12 protein-coding genes are annotated in these 15,392 nt (G+C 74.5%); 8 read left to right on the top strand and 4 right to left on the bottom strand.

Annotation, left to right across the window (positions count from 1 at the left end):
• Positions 1–287 precede the first annotated feature (287 nt).
• Positions 288–1,088, top strand: a complete 801-nt coding sequence (locus tag ADK60_RS21900) for an SGNH/GDSL hydrolase family protein (protein ID WP_053648277.1) — start codon at positions 288–290, stop codon at positions 1,086–1,088.
• Positions 1,089–1,228: 140 nt separating this feature from the next.
• On the opposite strand, the gene ADK60_RS21895 is transcribed toward ADK60_RS21900, so the two are convergent.
• The 3 genes from ADK60_RS21895 to ADK60_RS21885 form a co-directional block, all read right to left on the bottom strand.
• Entirely contained in the window at positions 1,229–2,146 is a 918-nt protein-coding gene (locus ADK60_RS21895; protein WP_053648275.1) for a nitroreductase/quinone reductase family protein, read from the bottom strand.
• Between the two features lie 375 nt (positions 2,147–2,521).
• Entirely contained in the window at positions 2,522–3,766 is a 1,245-nt protein-coding gene (locus tag ADK60_RS21890) for a polysaccharide deacetylase family protein (protein ID WP_159400526.1), read from the bottom strand.
• 223 nt (positions 3,767–3,989) lie between these two features.
• Positions 3,990–5,837 (bottom strand): AMP-dependent synthetase/ligase, encoded by a 1,848-nt coding sequence (locus ADK60_RS21885; protein ID WP_045937993.1) that lies wholly within the window; start codon positions 5,835–5,837, stop codon positions 3,990–3,992.
• A gap of 513 nt (positions 5,838–6,350) precedes the next feature.
• Between ADK60_RS21885 and ADK60_RS47750 the strand changes: the two genes are divergently transcribed.
• The 6 genes from ADK60_RS47750 (at position 6,351) to ADK60_RS41205 (ending at position 12,861) form a co-directional block, all read left to right on the top strand.
• On the top strand, positions 6,351–9,506 hold the full coding sequence (locus ADK60_RS47750) for a nitrate- and nitrite sensing domain-containing protein (RefSeq protein ID WP_053648271.1): 3,156 nt from the start codon (positions 6,351–6,353) through the stop codon (positions 9,504–9,506).
• Positions 9,503–9,922 carry a roadblock/LC7 domain-containing protein gene (locus ADK60_RS21875; RefSeq protein WP_030392000.1) on the top strand — a complete coding sequence of 140 codons (420 nt, stop codon included), beginning with the start codon at positions 9,503–9,505 and terminating at the stop codon, positions 9,920–9,922. Before ADK60_RS47750 ends, ADK60_RS21875 begins: the two co-directional genes overlap by 4 nt.
• A gap of 263 nt (positions 9,923–10,185) precedes the next feature.
• Positions 10,186–10,515, top strand: a complete 330-nt coding sequence (locus ADK60_RS48475; RefSeq protein WP_231978716.1) for a DUF742 domain-containing protein — start codon at positions 10,186–10,188, stop codon at positions 10,513–10,515.
• 97 nt (positions 10,516–10,612) lie between these two features.
• On the top strand, positions 10,613–11,185 hold the full coding sequence (locus ADK60_RS21865; protein WP_053648328.1) for a GTP-binding protein: 573 nt from the start codon (positions 10,613–10,615) through the stop codon (positions 11,183–11,185).
• A 265-nt stretch (positions 11,186–11,450) separates the two neighbouring features.
• Positions 11,451–11,579, top strand: coding sequence for a hypothetical protein (locus ADK60_RS47745; protein ID WP_286163044.1), 129 nt, complete (start codon positions 11,451–11,453; stop codon positions 11,577–11,579).
• A gap of 376 nt (positions 11,580–11,955) precedes the next feature.
• The gene (locus ADK60_RS41205; RefSeq protein WP_502687444.1) at positions 11,956–12,861 is read left to right on the top strand and encodes a winged helix-turn-helix domain-containing protein; all 906 of its coding nucleotides are present in this window, start codon (positions 11,956–11,958) and stop codon (positions 12,859–12,861) included.
• A 124-nt stretch (positions 12,862–12,985) separates the two neighbouring features.
• Here the strand turns inward: ADK60_RS41205 and ADK60_RS21855 are convergent, their stop codons facing one another.
• Positions 12,986–13,768 (bottom strand): IclR family transcriptional regulator, encoded by a 783-nt coding sequence (locus ADK60_RS21855; RefSeq protein WP_053648269.1) that lies wholly within the window; start codon positions 13,766–13,768, stop codon positions 12,986–12,988.
• Between the two features lie 539 nt (positions 13,769–14,307).
• On the opposite strand from ADK60_RS21855, the gene ADK60_RS21850 reads away from it, so the two are divergent.
• Positions 14,308–15,315, top strand: coding sequence for an ABC transporter substrate-binding protein (locus ADK60_RS21850; protein WP_053648326.1), 1,008 nt, complete (start codon positions 14,308–14,310; stop codon positions 15,313–15,315).
• Positions 15,316–15,392 lie beyond the last annotated feature (77 nt).

Genomic DNA, 15,392 nt, shown 5'->3' with positions numbered 1-15,392 from the left:
CGACGTCCTGACCGCCTGACCCGACCGACGGCCTTGCCGCGCGCCTTGCCGCGCGCCTCGCCGACCGCCCGAGCGTGCCGCCGCCGGCGGTCGCACGTCCGGCTGAGTGCCGTCCCTCGATCGGGCGATGCCCCGAAACCGGCGCACGGGCGCACTTACCGTGCCAGAAGGGGCAGTTCACCGTGCCGTTGTCAGACTGACCGTCAATTGCCTTGGCATGACAACTTCCAGAGTTAGCTACCGCCTGGTATCAAATTGTGTGACGCAAGTCACTCCCTGGAGGTGTCATGCTACGCCCTGCCCGTGCCATGTCCGTCGCCGTCACCGCGGCGCTCCTCTCCCTGACCACCCTCGTCACAGCCGGTTCGGCCCACGCCGCCGGGGTCAACTACGTCGCGCTCGGCGACTCCTACGCCTCGGGCCTCGGAGCCGGCAGCTACACGAGCGAGAGCGGCAGCTGCAAGCGCAGCACCAACGCGTACGCGTACCTGTGGAAGAACGCGCACGCGCCGTCCTCCTTCTCGTTCCTCGCCTGTTCCGGCGCCAGAACCGGAGACGTGCTCAACAACCAGCTCTCCACCCTGAACTCGGCCACCACGCTGGTCAGCATCAGCGTCGGCGGCAATGACGCGGGCTTCGCCAGCACGATGCAGACCTGCGTCCTGGACTCGGAGAGCGCCTGTCTCAACGCGGTCGCCACCGCGAAGAACTACGCCACCAGCACGCTGCCCGGCAAGCTCGACCAGGTCTACTCGGCGATCCACGCCAAGGCCCCGAACGCCCGGGTCGTCGTGCTCGGCTATCCGCACCTCTACAAGGTCGGCGGCAGCTGCATCTTCGGCATCGGCGACACCAAGCGGGCCGCCATCAACGGCGCCGCCGACACGCTCGACGACGTCATCGCCAAGCGTGCTGCCAACGCCGGCTTCGCCTTCGGCGACGTCCGGTCGATCTTCCGCGAGCACGAGATCTGCGGCTCCAGCACCACCTGGCTGAACAGCACCACCCTGCCGGTGGAGGAGAGCTACCACCCGAAGGCCTCCGGCCACTCCGGCGGCTTCCTGCCGGTGTTCACCGCGCAGGCCTGACCCCAGCCGCACAAGCCCGCCCCCGATCACAGAACCCCGACCGCACAACCCCGATCGCAGAACCCCGACCGCACAACCCGGCGGGCCCGCCGGTCCCCCCACCCGGGAGGGACCGGCGGGCCCGACCCGTCACCGACCCGTCACCGCCCCGGCGGCGGGAACGGGATCCCGGCCAGGGCGGGCAGCAGTTCCCGCTCCTCGTGGGCGAGATGGGCCTCCAGCTCGTCCGCCGTCCGCGCCAGCGCGGCCCGGAACAGCTCCGGCTCGGCGGAGCCGTCGGCGGAGTCGAGGCCGGACACCAGCGCGACCAGCTCGTCCTTCAGCCGCGCCACCGTGCGGTGCTCCTCGGCCAGCCGTTCCAGCACGCCCCGCAGCTCCGGGTGGCTGCGGGCCAGCGCGGGGAAGACACCCCGGTCCTCGCCGGTGTGGTGCACGGTCAGGCCCTGGCAGAACGCCAGGCAGTGCTGGCGGAGCTGCAGTCCGAGCGACGGAGCGTGCCCGACACCTCCGGCGAGGTGCGCCTCGGCCTCGGCCCGCAGCTGCCGCAGCTGGGCCCGCAGCCAGTCGTGCACCTCCAGCAGTTTGTCCGCGAGGCTCGTCACCTCGCGCGCCGGAGCCCCGGCGCCGGCCCCGGCCCCGGCACCGGGGTGCTCCAGGACGACCACGGGCAGCAGCCGCGCGGTGTGCCGCTGGTAGTCCCCGTACCCGGGGGCCGCCCGGACGACGGCCTCGAACAGTCGCTCGCGCCGGTTCCCCTCGGCGGGGACGGCGGTCGCGTCGAAGACCTCCGTGCCGAGTTCCACCCGCACCAGCGGGCGGGCGAGCAGATTGCGGTACCACTGCGGGTGCTCGGGCGCCCCGGCCGCCGAGGCGACGACCAGCAGCAGCCCGTCCGCCCGCACGAATCCGAGCGGGACGGTGTGCTCCCGCCCGGACCGTTCGCCGACGGTGGTCAGCAACAACAGGTCCCCGCCCTCGAAGGGTCCGCCGACCCTCCCGCCCCGGGCGCGGAACTCCTCGATGACAGCTTGATTGAACGACAAGGAAGACATGGGCATACGACTGTGCAGCTCTCTCTCCGGATCTCTCACCGGAGCATCGAAAAAGGGAGTCGAAAAAGGGACTCGGAAGGGGAAGCGGCGGCACCGTCCCGGAAGAGGCCCGGTCGCGGCCGCGAAGAGGTGCGAAGAAGTGCTCCGAGGAGCTCAGGAAAGGGGAGCGGAGAACGTTCTCATCACGCGTCGTCCCTCGGTGTCGGGTGCCGGCCCGGCTGCCGGCCGGCCCACATCTCTTTGGCCGGCGCCACGCTGCACGCGGCCCATCCCAGCATCCGTGCGGCGCTGCTGTCAACGCGTCGTCGTGTCGGGGAAACGCCGCACCGCCGGCCCCGGGGCGGGGCCGGCGGTGCGCCGTGCGAGCAGGGGTCGGGAAGGTCAGCGCAGGTAGGAGGCCAGGCCGGCGGGCTTGAGGCCGGCCACCTCGGCGGCGGCCAGGGCGCGGCGGAGGTCGTCGGCGAGGGTGTCGGTCCAGTGCAGCAGGACGACGTCGCCGGGCGACAGGGTCCCTTCGTGCCAGATGTTGGAGGCGCCCCAGCTGAAGTCCGCGTCGGCGGTGAGCACGGTGCGCATGCCGCAGTTGGCAGCGGCCTGGAGGGTGTCGGCGTTCCAGGCGAAGTACGGCGGGCGGAACACCGTCGGCGCGGTGCCGAAGAGGCGGGTCAGCGAGTCGCGGGCGTCGCAGATCTCCACCTGCTGCGCGGCGGGCGAGAGGGTGGTGAGGTCGGTGTGGGAGACGCTGTGGTCCTGGATCGAGGAGCCGGGGGCGGCGGTCACCCGCCGGAAGTAGTCGGGGTTGTTGGCGGCGGCCATCGGCAGCGGGAAGGCGGTGATCGGCAGCTTGTTGGCGGCGATGACCTGCTCCGCCTCCGGGGTGGTCTGCCAGCCGTCGTCGACGGTGAAGAAGACCACCTTGTCGCTGGTCGGCACCGAGGCGGCGGAGGTCGCCGGGGCGGGCGCGGGGCCGTCGACCCGGACGTCGTCGACCGCGAACGGGCCCTGCTGGTACCAGCCGTGGACGGAGAGCCGGACGGTGGTGGCGCCGGGAGCGGCGGTGAAGCGGGTGGTCAGCTTCTGCCAGCCGCCGTCGGTCGACTCGGTCCAGGCGGGGGCGGTCGGGCGGTCGGTGCCGCCGGTGGCGCCCAGGAAGACGAACTTCCCGCGGACCCAGGCGGAGGCGGTGTAGGTGGTGCCGGGCTGGACCGAGACGGTCTGCACGCACTCGCCGGTGGACTCGTCGCCGGCCGGGGTGACGGCCAGGGCGGAGCTGCCGGAGTGCGGGGCGGTGGTGGTGAGGGCGGCCTCGGCGGGCCCGCCGGAACAGCGCCAGCCGGGCACACTGCCCCAGTCGGCGAGCGAGGAGGCGGGGATCTCGAACCCGGGGTTGGTCGCCAGGTTGACGGCGGGCGCGGCGGCGGAGGCGGGCCCGGCCGCGGACGACGGCGCCGCGGACGACGGCGCCGCGGACGACGGCGTCGCGACGGCCGGTCCGGCCAGGCCGGCCACCAGCAGCGCGGCCGAGGCGGCCAGCGCGGACAGGCGAGCGGGCAGGCGAGCGGGCAGGCCGGCGGGCAACCGCCCGAACCCGAACCCGAACCCGAGCCCGGACAGACGGGTGGACATGCGCGAGGAGATGGACACGTGGGGACTCCAGCGTGGGGGACGCGCCCGTGGGGCGGACGCGCGGACAACGGGATGTGGGGGTGCTCCCGGAGGGGGCGGGAGCTTCGGCGTGCCGCACTCGGACCGGAGCAAAACAATGGACTGGACCACCGCGATCGTCAAGGGGCCGGTCGTACCCGATGGACTCCCAATTCACTTGCGTAAAACGGGACAAGACGAGACGTCAGGGGGCGTACAGTTCCTCGATGTCCGCCGCGTAGTACTCGACGATCGCCGACCGCCGCAGCTTCAGTGAGGGCGTCATCAGCCCCTGCTCCACCCCGAACTCCCTGGGCAGCAGCCGGAAGGCGCGGATCGACTCGGCCCGCGACACGGCGGTGTTGGCCGCCGCCACGGCCCGCTGGACCTCCGCGTGCAGGTCCTCGTCGGCGAGCACGGTCCACGGGTCCGACTGCCCGCGCCCGCGTCGCTTCAGCCAGTGCGCCAGTGCCGCCGGGTCGAGCGTGATCAGCGCGGCCACGTACGGCCGGTCGTCGCCCACCACCAGGCACTGCGAGACCAGCGGGTGGGACTCCACCCGGACCTCCAGCGCGGCGGGCGCGAGGTTCTTTCCGCTGCTGGTGACGATGATGTCCTTCTTGCGGCCGGTGATGGTCAGATAGCCGTCCTCGTCCAGGCTGCCGAGGTCGCCGGTGCCGAACCAGCCCTCGAAGAGCGATTCGGCGGTGCAGCGCGGATGGTTGAGGTAGCCGCCGAAGACGCCGGGGCCGCGGACCCACACCTCGCCGTCGTCGGCGATCGCCACCGTCGCGCCGGGCACCGGCCGTCCGACCGAGCCGATCTTCGACCGTCCGGGCGGGTTGCCGGTGACCGCGGCCGAGGTCTCGGTGAGCCCGTAGCCCTCGAACAGCTGGAAGCCGATCCCGGCGAAGAACAGCCCGAGCTCGCGGTCGAGCGTCGAGCCGCCGCACATCAACGCCCGCACCCGGCCGCCGAACACGGCGCGCAGCCGCTGGTAGACCGTGCGTTCGTAGGCCAGGTGGCGCAGCCGCAGCGCGGTGCCGGGGCCGGGGCCGTGCCCGAAGGCGCGCTGTTCCCGGGCGGCCGCCCAGTCGACGGCCACCTGTCGGGCCTGTTCGAGGAGTTCGCCGCGCCCGGCCTCCTCGGCGGTGCGCCGGGTCTGCTGGAACACCTTGTCCAGGACGTAGGGGACGACGAGCAGGAAGGTCGGGCGGAGGGCGGCGAGCGCGGGCAGCAGTGCGTCCGTGGACACCTCGGAGACATGGCCGATCCGGAAGCCGCCGCGGATCGAGGCGATCTGCACCATCCGTCCGTAGACGTGCGCCAGTGGCAGGAACAGCACGGTGCACGGCGGGTGCCCGCCGGTGTCGCGGAGTGCCTCGCCCCAGCCGTCGAGCAGCGCGTCGGCCGCGGCGGCCAGCGCGCCGTGGGTGATCAGGCACCCCTTGGGGCGCCCGGTGGTGCCGGAGGTGTAGACGACGGTCGCGACGGTGTCGGTGGTGACGCCGAGCCGCTGCCGGTGGACCAGCGAGTCGGGCACCCCGCGGCCGTCCTCGACGATCGCCTCGACGCAGTCCCGGTCCAGCTGCCAGATGCCGGTCAGGTCGGGTAACGCGTCGCAGACCGCGCCGACGGTCATCGCGTGGTCCTCGTCCTCGACCAGGCAGGCCACCGCCTGGGTCTCGGCGAGGATCCAGCGGACCTGCTCGGGCGCGGCCGTGGGGTAGACGGGGACGGAGATCGCGCCGATCGACCAGAGCGCGTAGTCGAACAGGGTCCACTCGTAGCGGGTGCGGGACATCAGCGCGACCCGGTCGCCGTAGCGCACGCCCCGGGTGAGCAGGCCCTTGGCGAGGGCGAGCACCTGGTCGCGGAAGTCGGCGGCGGTGATGTCCTGCCACGCGTCCCCGGCGGCGGCGCGTCGGGAGCGGTCGGCCCGGCGGGTCAGCTGGACCAGGGCGGGGGAGCGCTCCGCGGTGTCGTAGAGCGAGTCGGCCAGACCTCCGGCGGCCGGCGGTCCGGCCGGGGCGGGGGTGGTGAACTCGCGCACGATCCCCCCGATCAGTCCTGCAGGTGCAGCGAAACTATCGGATCCCTCGCCGACTGCCCAGGGTTGTGACCGTGACGCGACGAGATCGGCACCGGCGTGTGCGGAAAGTGTCGTGGAGCCGTCGAGGGCCTCGTACGACTGTGCGGAAGCGGTGATCGCGACGGCGATCCGGACACGATCCGGTCCGGGCCGAGAAGAGGGTGGGTTCGACCCTCGAACGAGTGGTCAGGCCGTAGTAGAGTCTCGCAGACCTGCGGCCGGGGTCCTCGGTCGCGGCCGAGCGCTGCCCCTGGCCGGCGCTTGGTCCGTACCAACCCTGTCCGTGTCAACCAGCCCGTGTCAACTCGTCGGTGTCGATCCGCCTCCTGGTCGAGCCGCCTCCGCGTCGCCGCCCCCACGCTTCCGCCCCACGCTTCCACCCCCACGCTCCCGCTCCCAGGCCGCCCCGCCCCGTCACGCCTCCAGCACTCCCCGCACCCCGTCCGCGCCTGGCACTTCCCGACCGAGGACTCCATGCGTCTGCGCAGCAGCTCGATCCGCGCGAAGATCATCGCGCTGCTCCTGGTGCCCATCGTCGCCCTCACCGCCCTCTGGGCGTACGCGACGCTCGCCACCACCGGCGACGTCTGGAGCAGGCTGGACGTCAGCGCGACCTACAAGGAGTTCGGCAGCCCGGTCGACCTGTACGCGCACGACCTGCAGAACGAGCGCCGGGCCGCCGTCCGCAGGCTCGCCGACCCGGCCTCCCGGGCCGCCCGCGACGCCTTCGAGCAGGCCCGCGCCGCCACCGACCACGACCTCGCCGTACTGCAGCAGAAGAAGGACAGCGAGGGCAGCCGGCTCGACGAGGCCCAGCGCGGCCGCTACCTGCAGATCCTCGCCGCCGCCGACCAGCTCAGCCCGCTGCGCGCCCAGATCGGCCGCGCCGCGCTGAACTGGGAGTTCGCGCTCGGCCAGTACACCGACCTGATCAAGCCCGTCTTCGGCTTCCGGTCCGCCTTCGTCGCCCGCCAGAGCGGCCAACTCCCTCGGCAGGGCACGATCCTGATCGAGCTGATGCGCGCCCGGGAGTACCTCGCCCAGGAGGACGCGGCGATGGAGGGGCTGCGCACCGGGAACGGCCGGCCGACCTCCGAGCAGTACCAGGTCGCGCTCGACGCCCTGCACAACCAGCAGGCGCTGTTCACCGTCTACATCGCCGAACTGGACCCGGTCGACCAGGCCGACTACATCGCCCTGCGCGGCGGCGAGGCCTGGGCCGCGCTCGCCCGCGCCGAGGCGGACTTCGTCGGCGCCGGCGGACCCGAGCGGGTGGTGCAGGCGATCAACGGCGAGGCCTGGCGGGAGACCGCCGACCGCGCCCTCGGCGACCTCGCGGCGATCAACGCCCGGCTGAGCGGCACCATCGACGACCGCGACCACTCCTATGCGGTCGGACTGCTCTGGCGCGGCGGCATCGCCGGTCTGATCGGCCTGGTCGCGGTGGTGCTCTCGGTCCTCATCTCCTTCCGGATCGGCCGGGGCCTGGTCCGCGAGCTGATCGGCCTGCGCAACGCCGCCAACGAGCTGGCCGGCACCCGGCTGCCCTCGGTCATGCTGCGCCTGCGCAAGGGCGAGTCGGTGGACGTCGCCACCGAGGCCCCGGAGCTGGAGTTCGGCCAGGCCGAGATCGGCCAGGTCGGCCGCGCGATCAACGCCGTGCAGCGCGCCGCCGTCGAGGCCGCCGTCGAGCAGGCCGAACTGCGGCGCGGCGTCTCGGCCGTCTTCGTCAACCTGGCCCGCCGCAGCCAGGTCCTGCTGCACCGCCAGCTGACCCTGCTCGACACCATGGAACGGCGCGCCGAGGACCCGGCGGAGCTGGAGGACCTCTTCAAGGTCGACCACCTCACCACCCGTATGCGGCGGCACGCGGAGGGCCTGATCATCCTGGCCGGCGGCTCGCCGGGCCGGGCCTGGCGCAAGCCGGTGCGGATGGTGGACGTGGTCCGCGCGGCGGTCGGCGAGGTCGAGGACTACGCCCGGGTGATCGTCCGGCCGTTCCCCGGCACCGGGCTGCTCGGCAGCGCGGTCGCGGACGTCACCCACCTGATCGCCGAACTGGTCGAGAACGCGGCGGTGTTCTCCCCGCCCAGCACCCAGGTCACCGTGCAGGGCGAGGTGGTGGCGCACGGCTTCGCGCTGGAGATCGACGACCGCGGGCTCGGGCTGAGCGAGCAACTGCTCGCCGGGATCAACGAACGCCTCGCGGTGGAGCAGGAGTTCGACCTCGCCGACACCGACCGGCTGGGCCTGTTCGTGGTCAGCCGGCTGGCCCGCCGGCACGGTATCCGGGTGCACCTGCGGCCCTCCCCGTACGGGGGGACGACGGCGGTGGTGCTGATCCCGCGCGAGCTGCTGGCGGAGGCGCCGGACGGACTGCCGGAGCCGCCCGCGGCCTCCGGCCCGGGTGCGGGTTCCGGGGCGGGTTCCGGGGCGGGGGCCGGTCAGGGGCCGGGCGCGGCTCCCGGGCCGGTCGGCGGCCGACGGGCAGCGGTGGGTCGGCGCGGACAGCGCGACCTGGTCGCGGTGCCCGCCCTGGCCGAGGACGGCCCCGACGACGATTCCCACGACTCCCACAGCACGAACAGCACGAACGGCGCGAACGGCGCGAACGGCATGAACGGCGCGAACGGCGCGCTGAAGGGTGTGAACGGAGCGGGCGGCCGGCACCGGATCGCCGGTGGGCCGCGCCCCTCGGCACCCGAACCGGCCCGCACCCCCGGCGGTCTGCCGCGCCGGTCGCGCGGCAGCGGCGGGCCCGTGCTGGTCGCGGCGGCCACCGGCGACGCGACCGGACCGGGCACCGGCCGCCACCGGCGCGCGGACGACCCGGCGGGCACGGCGGACGGCATGGATTCCCTCGGGCCGAATTCGGCCGAGCTCAGGACCGGGCCCGCCGACGCGGCCGAGGCCGTGGTCGCGGACCGGGCCGTCGCGACGGCGGCGCCCGTGGCGGTCGACGCCGGTGCCGCCGACGCAGGTACCGCCGAGGCCGTGCCGCCGCGGACCGCCACCGCGGGCACGCCGGGCGGGCTGCCGCGACGGGTGCGGCAGGCGAGCCTCGCCCCGCAACTGCGCGAGCGCGCGGCGGAGGCCGCCGCCGGACGGGCCGACGGTCCGGGCGGCTCCGGTGCCCGGGCGGGCGAGGGCGAACCGGTGCGCGAGCGCTCGCCCGAGGAGGCGCGGGCCACCTTCGCCTCGTTCCAGCGCGGCTTCACCCGGGGCCGGGGCACCCCTGCCGCCCGGCCGACGGACTCCCCGTCGCCCGCCCCGGTTCCGACGCCGACAGCGCCACCGGCTCCGACGCCGCCCGGGACGCCCTTCCCGGCGCCGTCGGTGCGCCGCGCGCTCGCCCCGGCACCCGCCCCGGCGGCGTTGCCCGGCCCATCCGGGGGTGAACCGGCGCCGCTGGCCCGACGGGCGCCGGTGCCACCGCCGACCAGGTTCGCCCGGTCCCCGCGCCCGGTGGCGGAACCGGACGCACCCGCCGGTCCGTTGTCCGACGGGCCGCCCGAAGGCACCGCACCATCCGCACGGCCTGGACGACCCGCACCGCACGTACGACCGGTACGACCCGTACGACCCGCTCCATCCGCACGACCCGCTCCAGCAGAAGGAACTGATTCATGACCACTTCGACGCAGTCGTCCGGAGACCTCAACTGGCTCCTGGACGACCTGGTGGGCCGAGTGGCCGCCCTGCGCCACGCGGTGATCCTCTCCGGCGACGGCCTGGCCACCGGCGCCTCCCGCGACCTCGCCCGGGAGGACGCCGAGCACCTGGCCGCCGTCGCGGCCGGGTTCCACAGCCTGGCGAAGGGCGCCGGCGGGCACTTCAAGGTCGGCGGCGTGCGCCAGACCATGGTCGAGCTGGACGAGGCCTTCCTGTTCATCACCGCGGCCGGCGACGGCAGCTGCCTGGCGGTGCTGAGCGAGGCCGAGGCCGACATCGGCCAGATCGCCTACGAGATGGCCCTGCTGGTCAAGCGGGTCGGCGAGCACCTGGCCGCCGAACCGCGCGCCGACGTGGCTCCGCCCGGGAGATGAGCGGTCCGATGGCGGACGAGGAGCCGAGGGCAGTGGCAGCCGATCCGGAGCCGACCGGTGCGGCCGGTGCGGACACGACCGGTGCGGACACGGCCGGCGTGGCCGACGCGACCGGCGGGGAAGCCACCGACCGGGGCCCGGACGACCGGGGTCCGGCCGGCGGGGACGGGGACGAGTCGGAACTCGACCTGTTCCGGCCGCGGACCCCGGTCGACGACCGCTGGTTCGACGACGAGGCCGGACCGGTGGTGCGCCTCTTCTCGATGACCCGCGGCCGGGCCAGGCCGGTCGAGGACGGCCTGTTCGACCTGATCTCGCTGATCGTCGCCAAGGACCCGGCGCCGGTCGCTGCGGCCGTCCCCGCCCATGTGCTGGACCCCGAGCACCAGACCATCCTGGCCTGGTGCCGCCGGGAGCCGATCTCGGTGGCCGAGCTCGGCTCCTACACCGACCTGCCGGTCAGCGTCGTACGCGTCCTGCTCGGCGATCTCTACGACGCCGAGCTGATCAGCGTCACCCGACCCGTTCCGCTCGCCGAGCTGCCGGACGAGCGCCTGCTGCGAGACGTGATCAATGGACTCCGTGCGCTCTGACCTCCACGCCCCCGCCGCCACCGCCCCGGGCCCCGCGTACGACGGGGGCGCCGAGCGGGCCAACGACCCGCGCTGGCGGGGCGGTCCGGCGGTCGCGGTGAAGATCCTGGTCGCCGGCGGCTTCGGCGCGGGCAAGACCACCCTGGTCGGATCGGTCAGCGAGATCCGGCCGCTGCGCACCGAGGAGGAACTCAGCGAGCTGGGCCGCCCGGTGGACGACACCGCGGGCGTCGAGGCCAAGCGCACCACCACGGTGGCGATGGACTTCGGCCGGATCGACCTGCGGCCGGGGCTGGCGCTCTACCTGTTCGGCACGCCCGGCCAGGACCGGTTCTGGTTCGTCTGGGACGAGCTGGCCCGGGGCGCGCTCGGCGCGCTGGTGCTGGCCGACACCCGGCGGCTGGCGGACTGCTTCCCCTCGGTGGACTTCTTCGAGCAGCGGCGGATCCCGTTCCTGGTCGCCGTGAACTGCTTCGAGGGCAGTGAACTGTTCTCCCCCGAGGAGGTCAGGGACGCGCTCGACCTGGACCCGGACATTCCGGTGGTGCTGTGCGACGCCCGCCGCCGCGAGGACGGCAAGGAACTGCTGGTGGCCCTGGTCGAGCACGCGGCGGCGCGCCGGGGGACGAGCACCGGGACGAGCGCCGGGACGAGCGCCGGGGCCCGATAGCCCGCCCGGCCCGGCCTCCCGCCTCCCGCCGCTGCCTCCCGCCCCGGCCCCGACAGGTGGCGTCTCATCAGGGTGTTCACATGCCGGACGATCCTGGCCGAGCAGGTTGCCTTGACCGCCCCGGCGTGGAAGGCTCTGGTGTCGAAGGCCGCCCGGCCCGCTGCCGGGATGCCGCGAACGTGCCGCGCGCCCGGTGTGCGTCCGGCACGCGCGCCGCAGCGCGGTACAGGGACGTACCGGCAGACCGAGGGGGGAGGACCGAACCATGAACGTCGAGCAGCGATGTGCCGAGGCCGGGTCCGCCCAAGCCGATCTCGCCATGCCGGTCACCCCGGCGCTGACCGTCCGGCGGTACATCGACCACGCGCTGATCTGCAGCGCCTGTTGTCGCTGACCTCGCCAACCGTCGCCAGCCACCTCACCGTCACCGCCGTTCGCCGCCCGGGGGATCTCCCGTCCGGTGCGCCCCTTCCGGACTCACCGGACGGGCCGGGCGGACGCTGACGGTCCATCGCATCGTCGACCCGGCAGTACCGGACAGCAGTCCGGTTGGCCGTCGTCGGCCCTGCCCGCTTTGCGGAGAGCACCAGTGAACCTCCTCGAACCGTTCTGGCCGTCCCGCCAGCCACACCTGTTCGACCAGACGTGTCCGGGCTCGCCCAGCGCGTCCCGGCACTCCCTCCGCTGACCTCGGGTCGGTCCACGGCAGCACGCCCGGTAGACGCGCAGACGACTCCACCCCGTCCGTCACGCGCGAAATGAGCGACATCATGTCCTCCACCTCCACGGCCACTCTCCCCCTCCCCTCCGCGACCCCGCACCTGCGCGCGGTCCGCTCCGTCCCGTCCCCCGTCGACCGCCGGCACGGCGGGCCCGCACCGCAGCGGCCGGCCGCCGCCGGCCAGCCGGGCTCCGCGTCGCAGGGGCCCGCCCAGTCCGGCTTCGGGCAGCCCGGCTTCGGCCGGGTCGCCGCCGCGGTCCCGTCCGTCCCGCCGGTCGGCCCGGTCCCGCCGGCCGCACCGCAGCTCGTTCCGGCGCTCCCGCCGCAGGCGCTGCTCGCGGCGCTGCCCGAGGGTGCCGCGGTGGTCGCCGCGCTGCCCCAGGGCTCGCTGCCGCAGGCCCTGCTGGCCCAGTACGGGGCGCAGTTCGGCGCCTCGGCGGGGCAGCCGATGGTCGGCTACCTGGTGCTGGTCCCGGCCGAGGGCGGAGCCGCCGCCGCGCCGGGCGCCGGGCAGCAGGGCTTCCCGACCGCCACGATCCCGGCCCCGCAGGCCGGTCCGGCCGCCGCCGTCGGGGCCTCGGTCCTCGGTGCGCCGGGCGCCGGTGGCCTCGGTGTCGCCGGAGTCGGGGCCGCCGCCGGCGCCGGCACGCGTCCGGTGCGGCCCGTCGGCCGGGGGATCTCGGTCGACACCGAGCGCCGGAACGCCTATGTGGACGGCCAGTTGCTCGACCTGACCTACCTGGAGTTCGAGCTGCTCGCCCATCTGACCGAGCACCCGCAGCGGGTGCACACCCGTGACCACCTGGTCTCCGCCGTCTGGGGCTACGGCCACGTCGGCGACGGCCGCACGGTGGACGTGCACGTGGCCAGGCTGCGCCGCAAGCTCGGAGCGGCCTACCGCGACAGCATCGTGACGGTTCGTCGGGTCGGCTACAAGTACACGCCGGTGGCCTGAGCGCGCACCCCGCTCCTCGCCGCACCGTACGTCGACCGATCGCACCGCACTTCGCGACACCGATCGGCCGGGGGCCGGGCGTTCTTCCCGAACGCCCGGCCCCCTCATGCGTTCTGACGTTTCCTCAGATCCGCTGGTCGGGCGGCAGCAGCAGAACAGCGAGCGCTCCGGCGCAGGCCCGGGCGTGGTCGAGGAACCAGTCCAGCCGCTCGTCGGTGAGGTGTACGGGCGTGGAGCGGACGGCGAGGGCGAACCTGGCCTGGCCGGCGCCGTCCAGCACCGGTACGGCGACCGTGCGCACCCCGGTCTCCGACTCGCCGTCGTTGAGCGCGTGACCGGCCGCCCGGACCTTCGCCAGCTCCTCCGCCAGGCGCTCCGGTGCGGTGATGGTCCGGTCGGTGAACGGCGCCAGCGGGCCGAGCGTCGCCACGCCCGCGTCGCCGGGGCGGGGCCAGGCCAGCAGGACCTTGCCGAGCGCGGTCGAGTGGAGCGGTCGGCGCAGTCCGAGCCCGGTGTCCGGCCGGACGGAGGCGCCGACCAGGATCACCGCGTGCGGACCGCTGCGGATCGCGAGATCGGCGGCGGCGCCGGTGCGGCGGGACAGCAGGTCGAGCTCGGGGGCGGCCAGGTGCAGCCCGCGCTGGTGGAAGGAGAGTTGGCCGAGCTCGGCGACCGCCGGGCCGAGCCGGTAGCGGGCCGTTTGCTCGTCCTGCTCCAGGAAGGCGGCGCTGACCAGGGTGCGGGCCAGCCGGTGCGCCGTGGACACGGACAGGCCCATCCGGCGGGCCAGGTCCGAGGCGCTCAGATCGGGGCCGTTGTCGTGGAAGCAGTGCAGCAGCCCGAGGGCCCGCTGGACGGCCTGGGCGCCGGCCGGCGGGCCTTGGGTGGCGGTGACGGCCTCGGCCATGGCATCTCTCGTTCTGTCCGTGGCTCCGGCCGTTCACCGGAGTCGCTCCCAGACTATGGCAGCGCGTGCTGCGGGAATGTGTCAACGGCGTTGCAAAAGGATGCCGTTCATGAACAAGCAATCCCATGATGTGGCAAACCCTTGCTCCTGGCTCGCCCGCCGTGGAACGCTCGGCGCAGCGCACCGGACGGCCCCGTCCGGCGGCGCCCGGACCTCGGGAAGGAGCAGTGCCGTGACGACCCACCGGTGCCCCTCCTCCTGCGCGTGTTGTCGCTGACGCACCCCGGCCCGCGCCGGTCCCCGTACGACTCCGCCCCGCCCCCGGTTCCAGCCCCCGTTCCGTTCCACCACGCCTGGTGACCCGTACCGCGCCCACCGCCCCGCCGTCGGGGGCGCGCACGCACCCGCCCCGCCGCAGAGGACCAGCCACCGTGCCCAGTTCCGCCCGCAGTTCCGCCGAAGGGCCCGCGCCGACCACCGGTTCCCCGACCGCCGGTTCCCCGACCACCGGTTCCCCCGTCGCCGCCGTTGCCCCGGGGGTGCCCGACACCCTCTGGTTCACCCGTTGCCCGGTGCCCACCGCGACCGGCATCGCGGCCGACCGGGGCTGGCTGGGCCGGGAGTTCGCCCCCGACGGCATCGCCGTCCGCTCGCTCCAGGACGCGCCTCCGGAGGTCGCCGCCGACCACCACTACACCCACGCCCTGACCGGGCTGTTCCGCGAGGGCGGCAATGTGCCGGCGCTCTGGGCCCGTTCGCGCGGCGAGCGGACCAGGCTGGTCGGGCTCACCTGGATCGAGGAGCGCCAGGTCGTCCTGGTCCGGTCCGGGAGCGGGGTCACCGAGCCGGGCCAACTGCGCGGGCTGCGGCTCGCCGTCCCACACCATGGGATCGCCATCGACTTCTGGCGCGCGATGGCGCTGGCCGGCCTGCACGGAGCACTCTCGCTCGCGGGTCTCACGCCGGCGGACGTCGAGCTGGTGGACGTGCCGGCCGCGCCGGGCGGAGGGCAGTGGGAGGCGGAGCTGACGGCGCTGCGGGACGGTGTCGTGGACGCGGTCTATGTGAAGGGCGCGCTCGCCGTGGAGGCGGCCCGACGGATCGGGGCGGAGGTCGCGGTCGACCTGGACGCCGTCCCGGACCGCCGGGCTCGGGTGAACAACGGCACGCCCCGGCCGATCACCGTGCGCCAGGAACTGCTCGACGCGCACCCGGACCTGGTGGCCCGCTTCCTCGCCGTGCTGCTGGAGGCCGCCGACTGGGCCGCCGGGCAGCCGGCGGAGGTCGCGCGGATCCTGGGCGCCGAGACCGGAGCGGGGGAGGAGGGCGTCGCCGGGGCGTACGCGGCGGGCGGTCACCGCACCCTGCACCTCGACCTCTCCGAGGAGCGCCTCGCCCTGCTGGAGCAGCAGGAGCGCTTCCTCGACCGGCAGGGGTTCCTGGCCGGACCGGTCGACGTCCGGGCCTGGGCCTACCCGGAGCCGCTCCGTGCCGCCCGCGATCTGCTCGCCGCCCGCCGCGCCGAGGGGCGGACGCACGGTGACTGACGGGTAGCGGCCGACACTTCCCGAAAGCCGCCCGCCCCCCTCCGCCTCCGCCCGCCCCTCCGCACACCCGTCCGCCC

The sequence above is a fragment of the Streptomyces sp. XY431 genome (assembly GCF_001279805.1).
Classification (GTDB): domain Bacteria; phylum Actinomycetota; class Actinomycetes; order Streptomycetales; family Streptomycetaceae; genus Kitasatospora; species Kitasatospora purpeofusca.
This window is presented reverse-complemented; position numbering and strand designations above follow the sequence as displayed.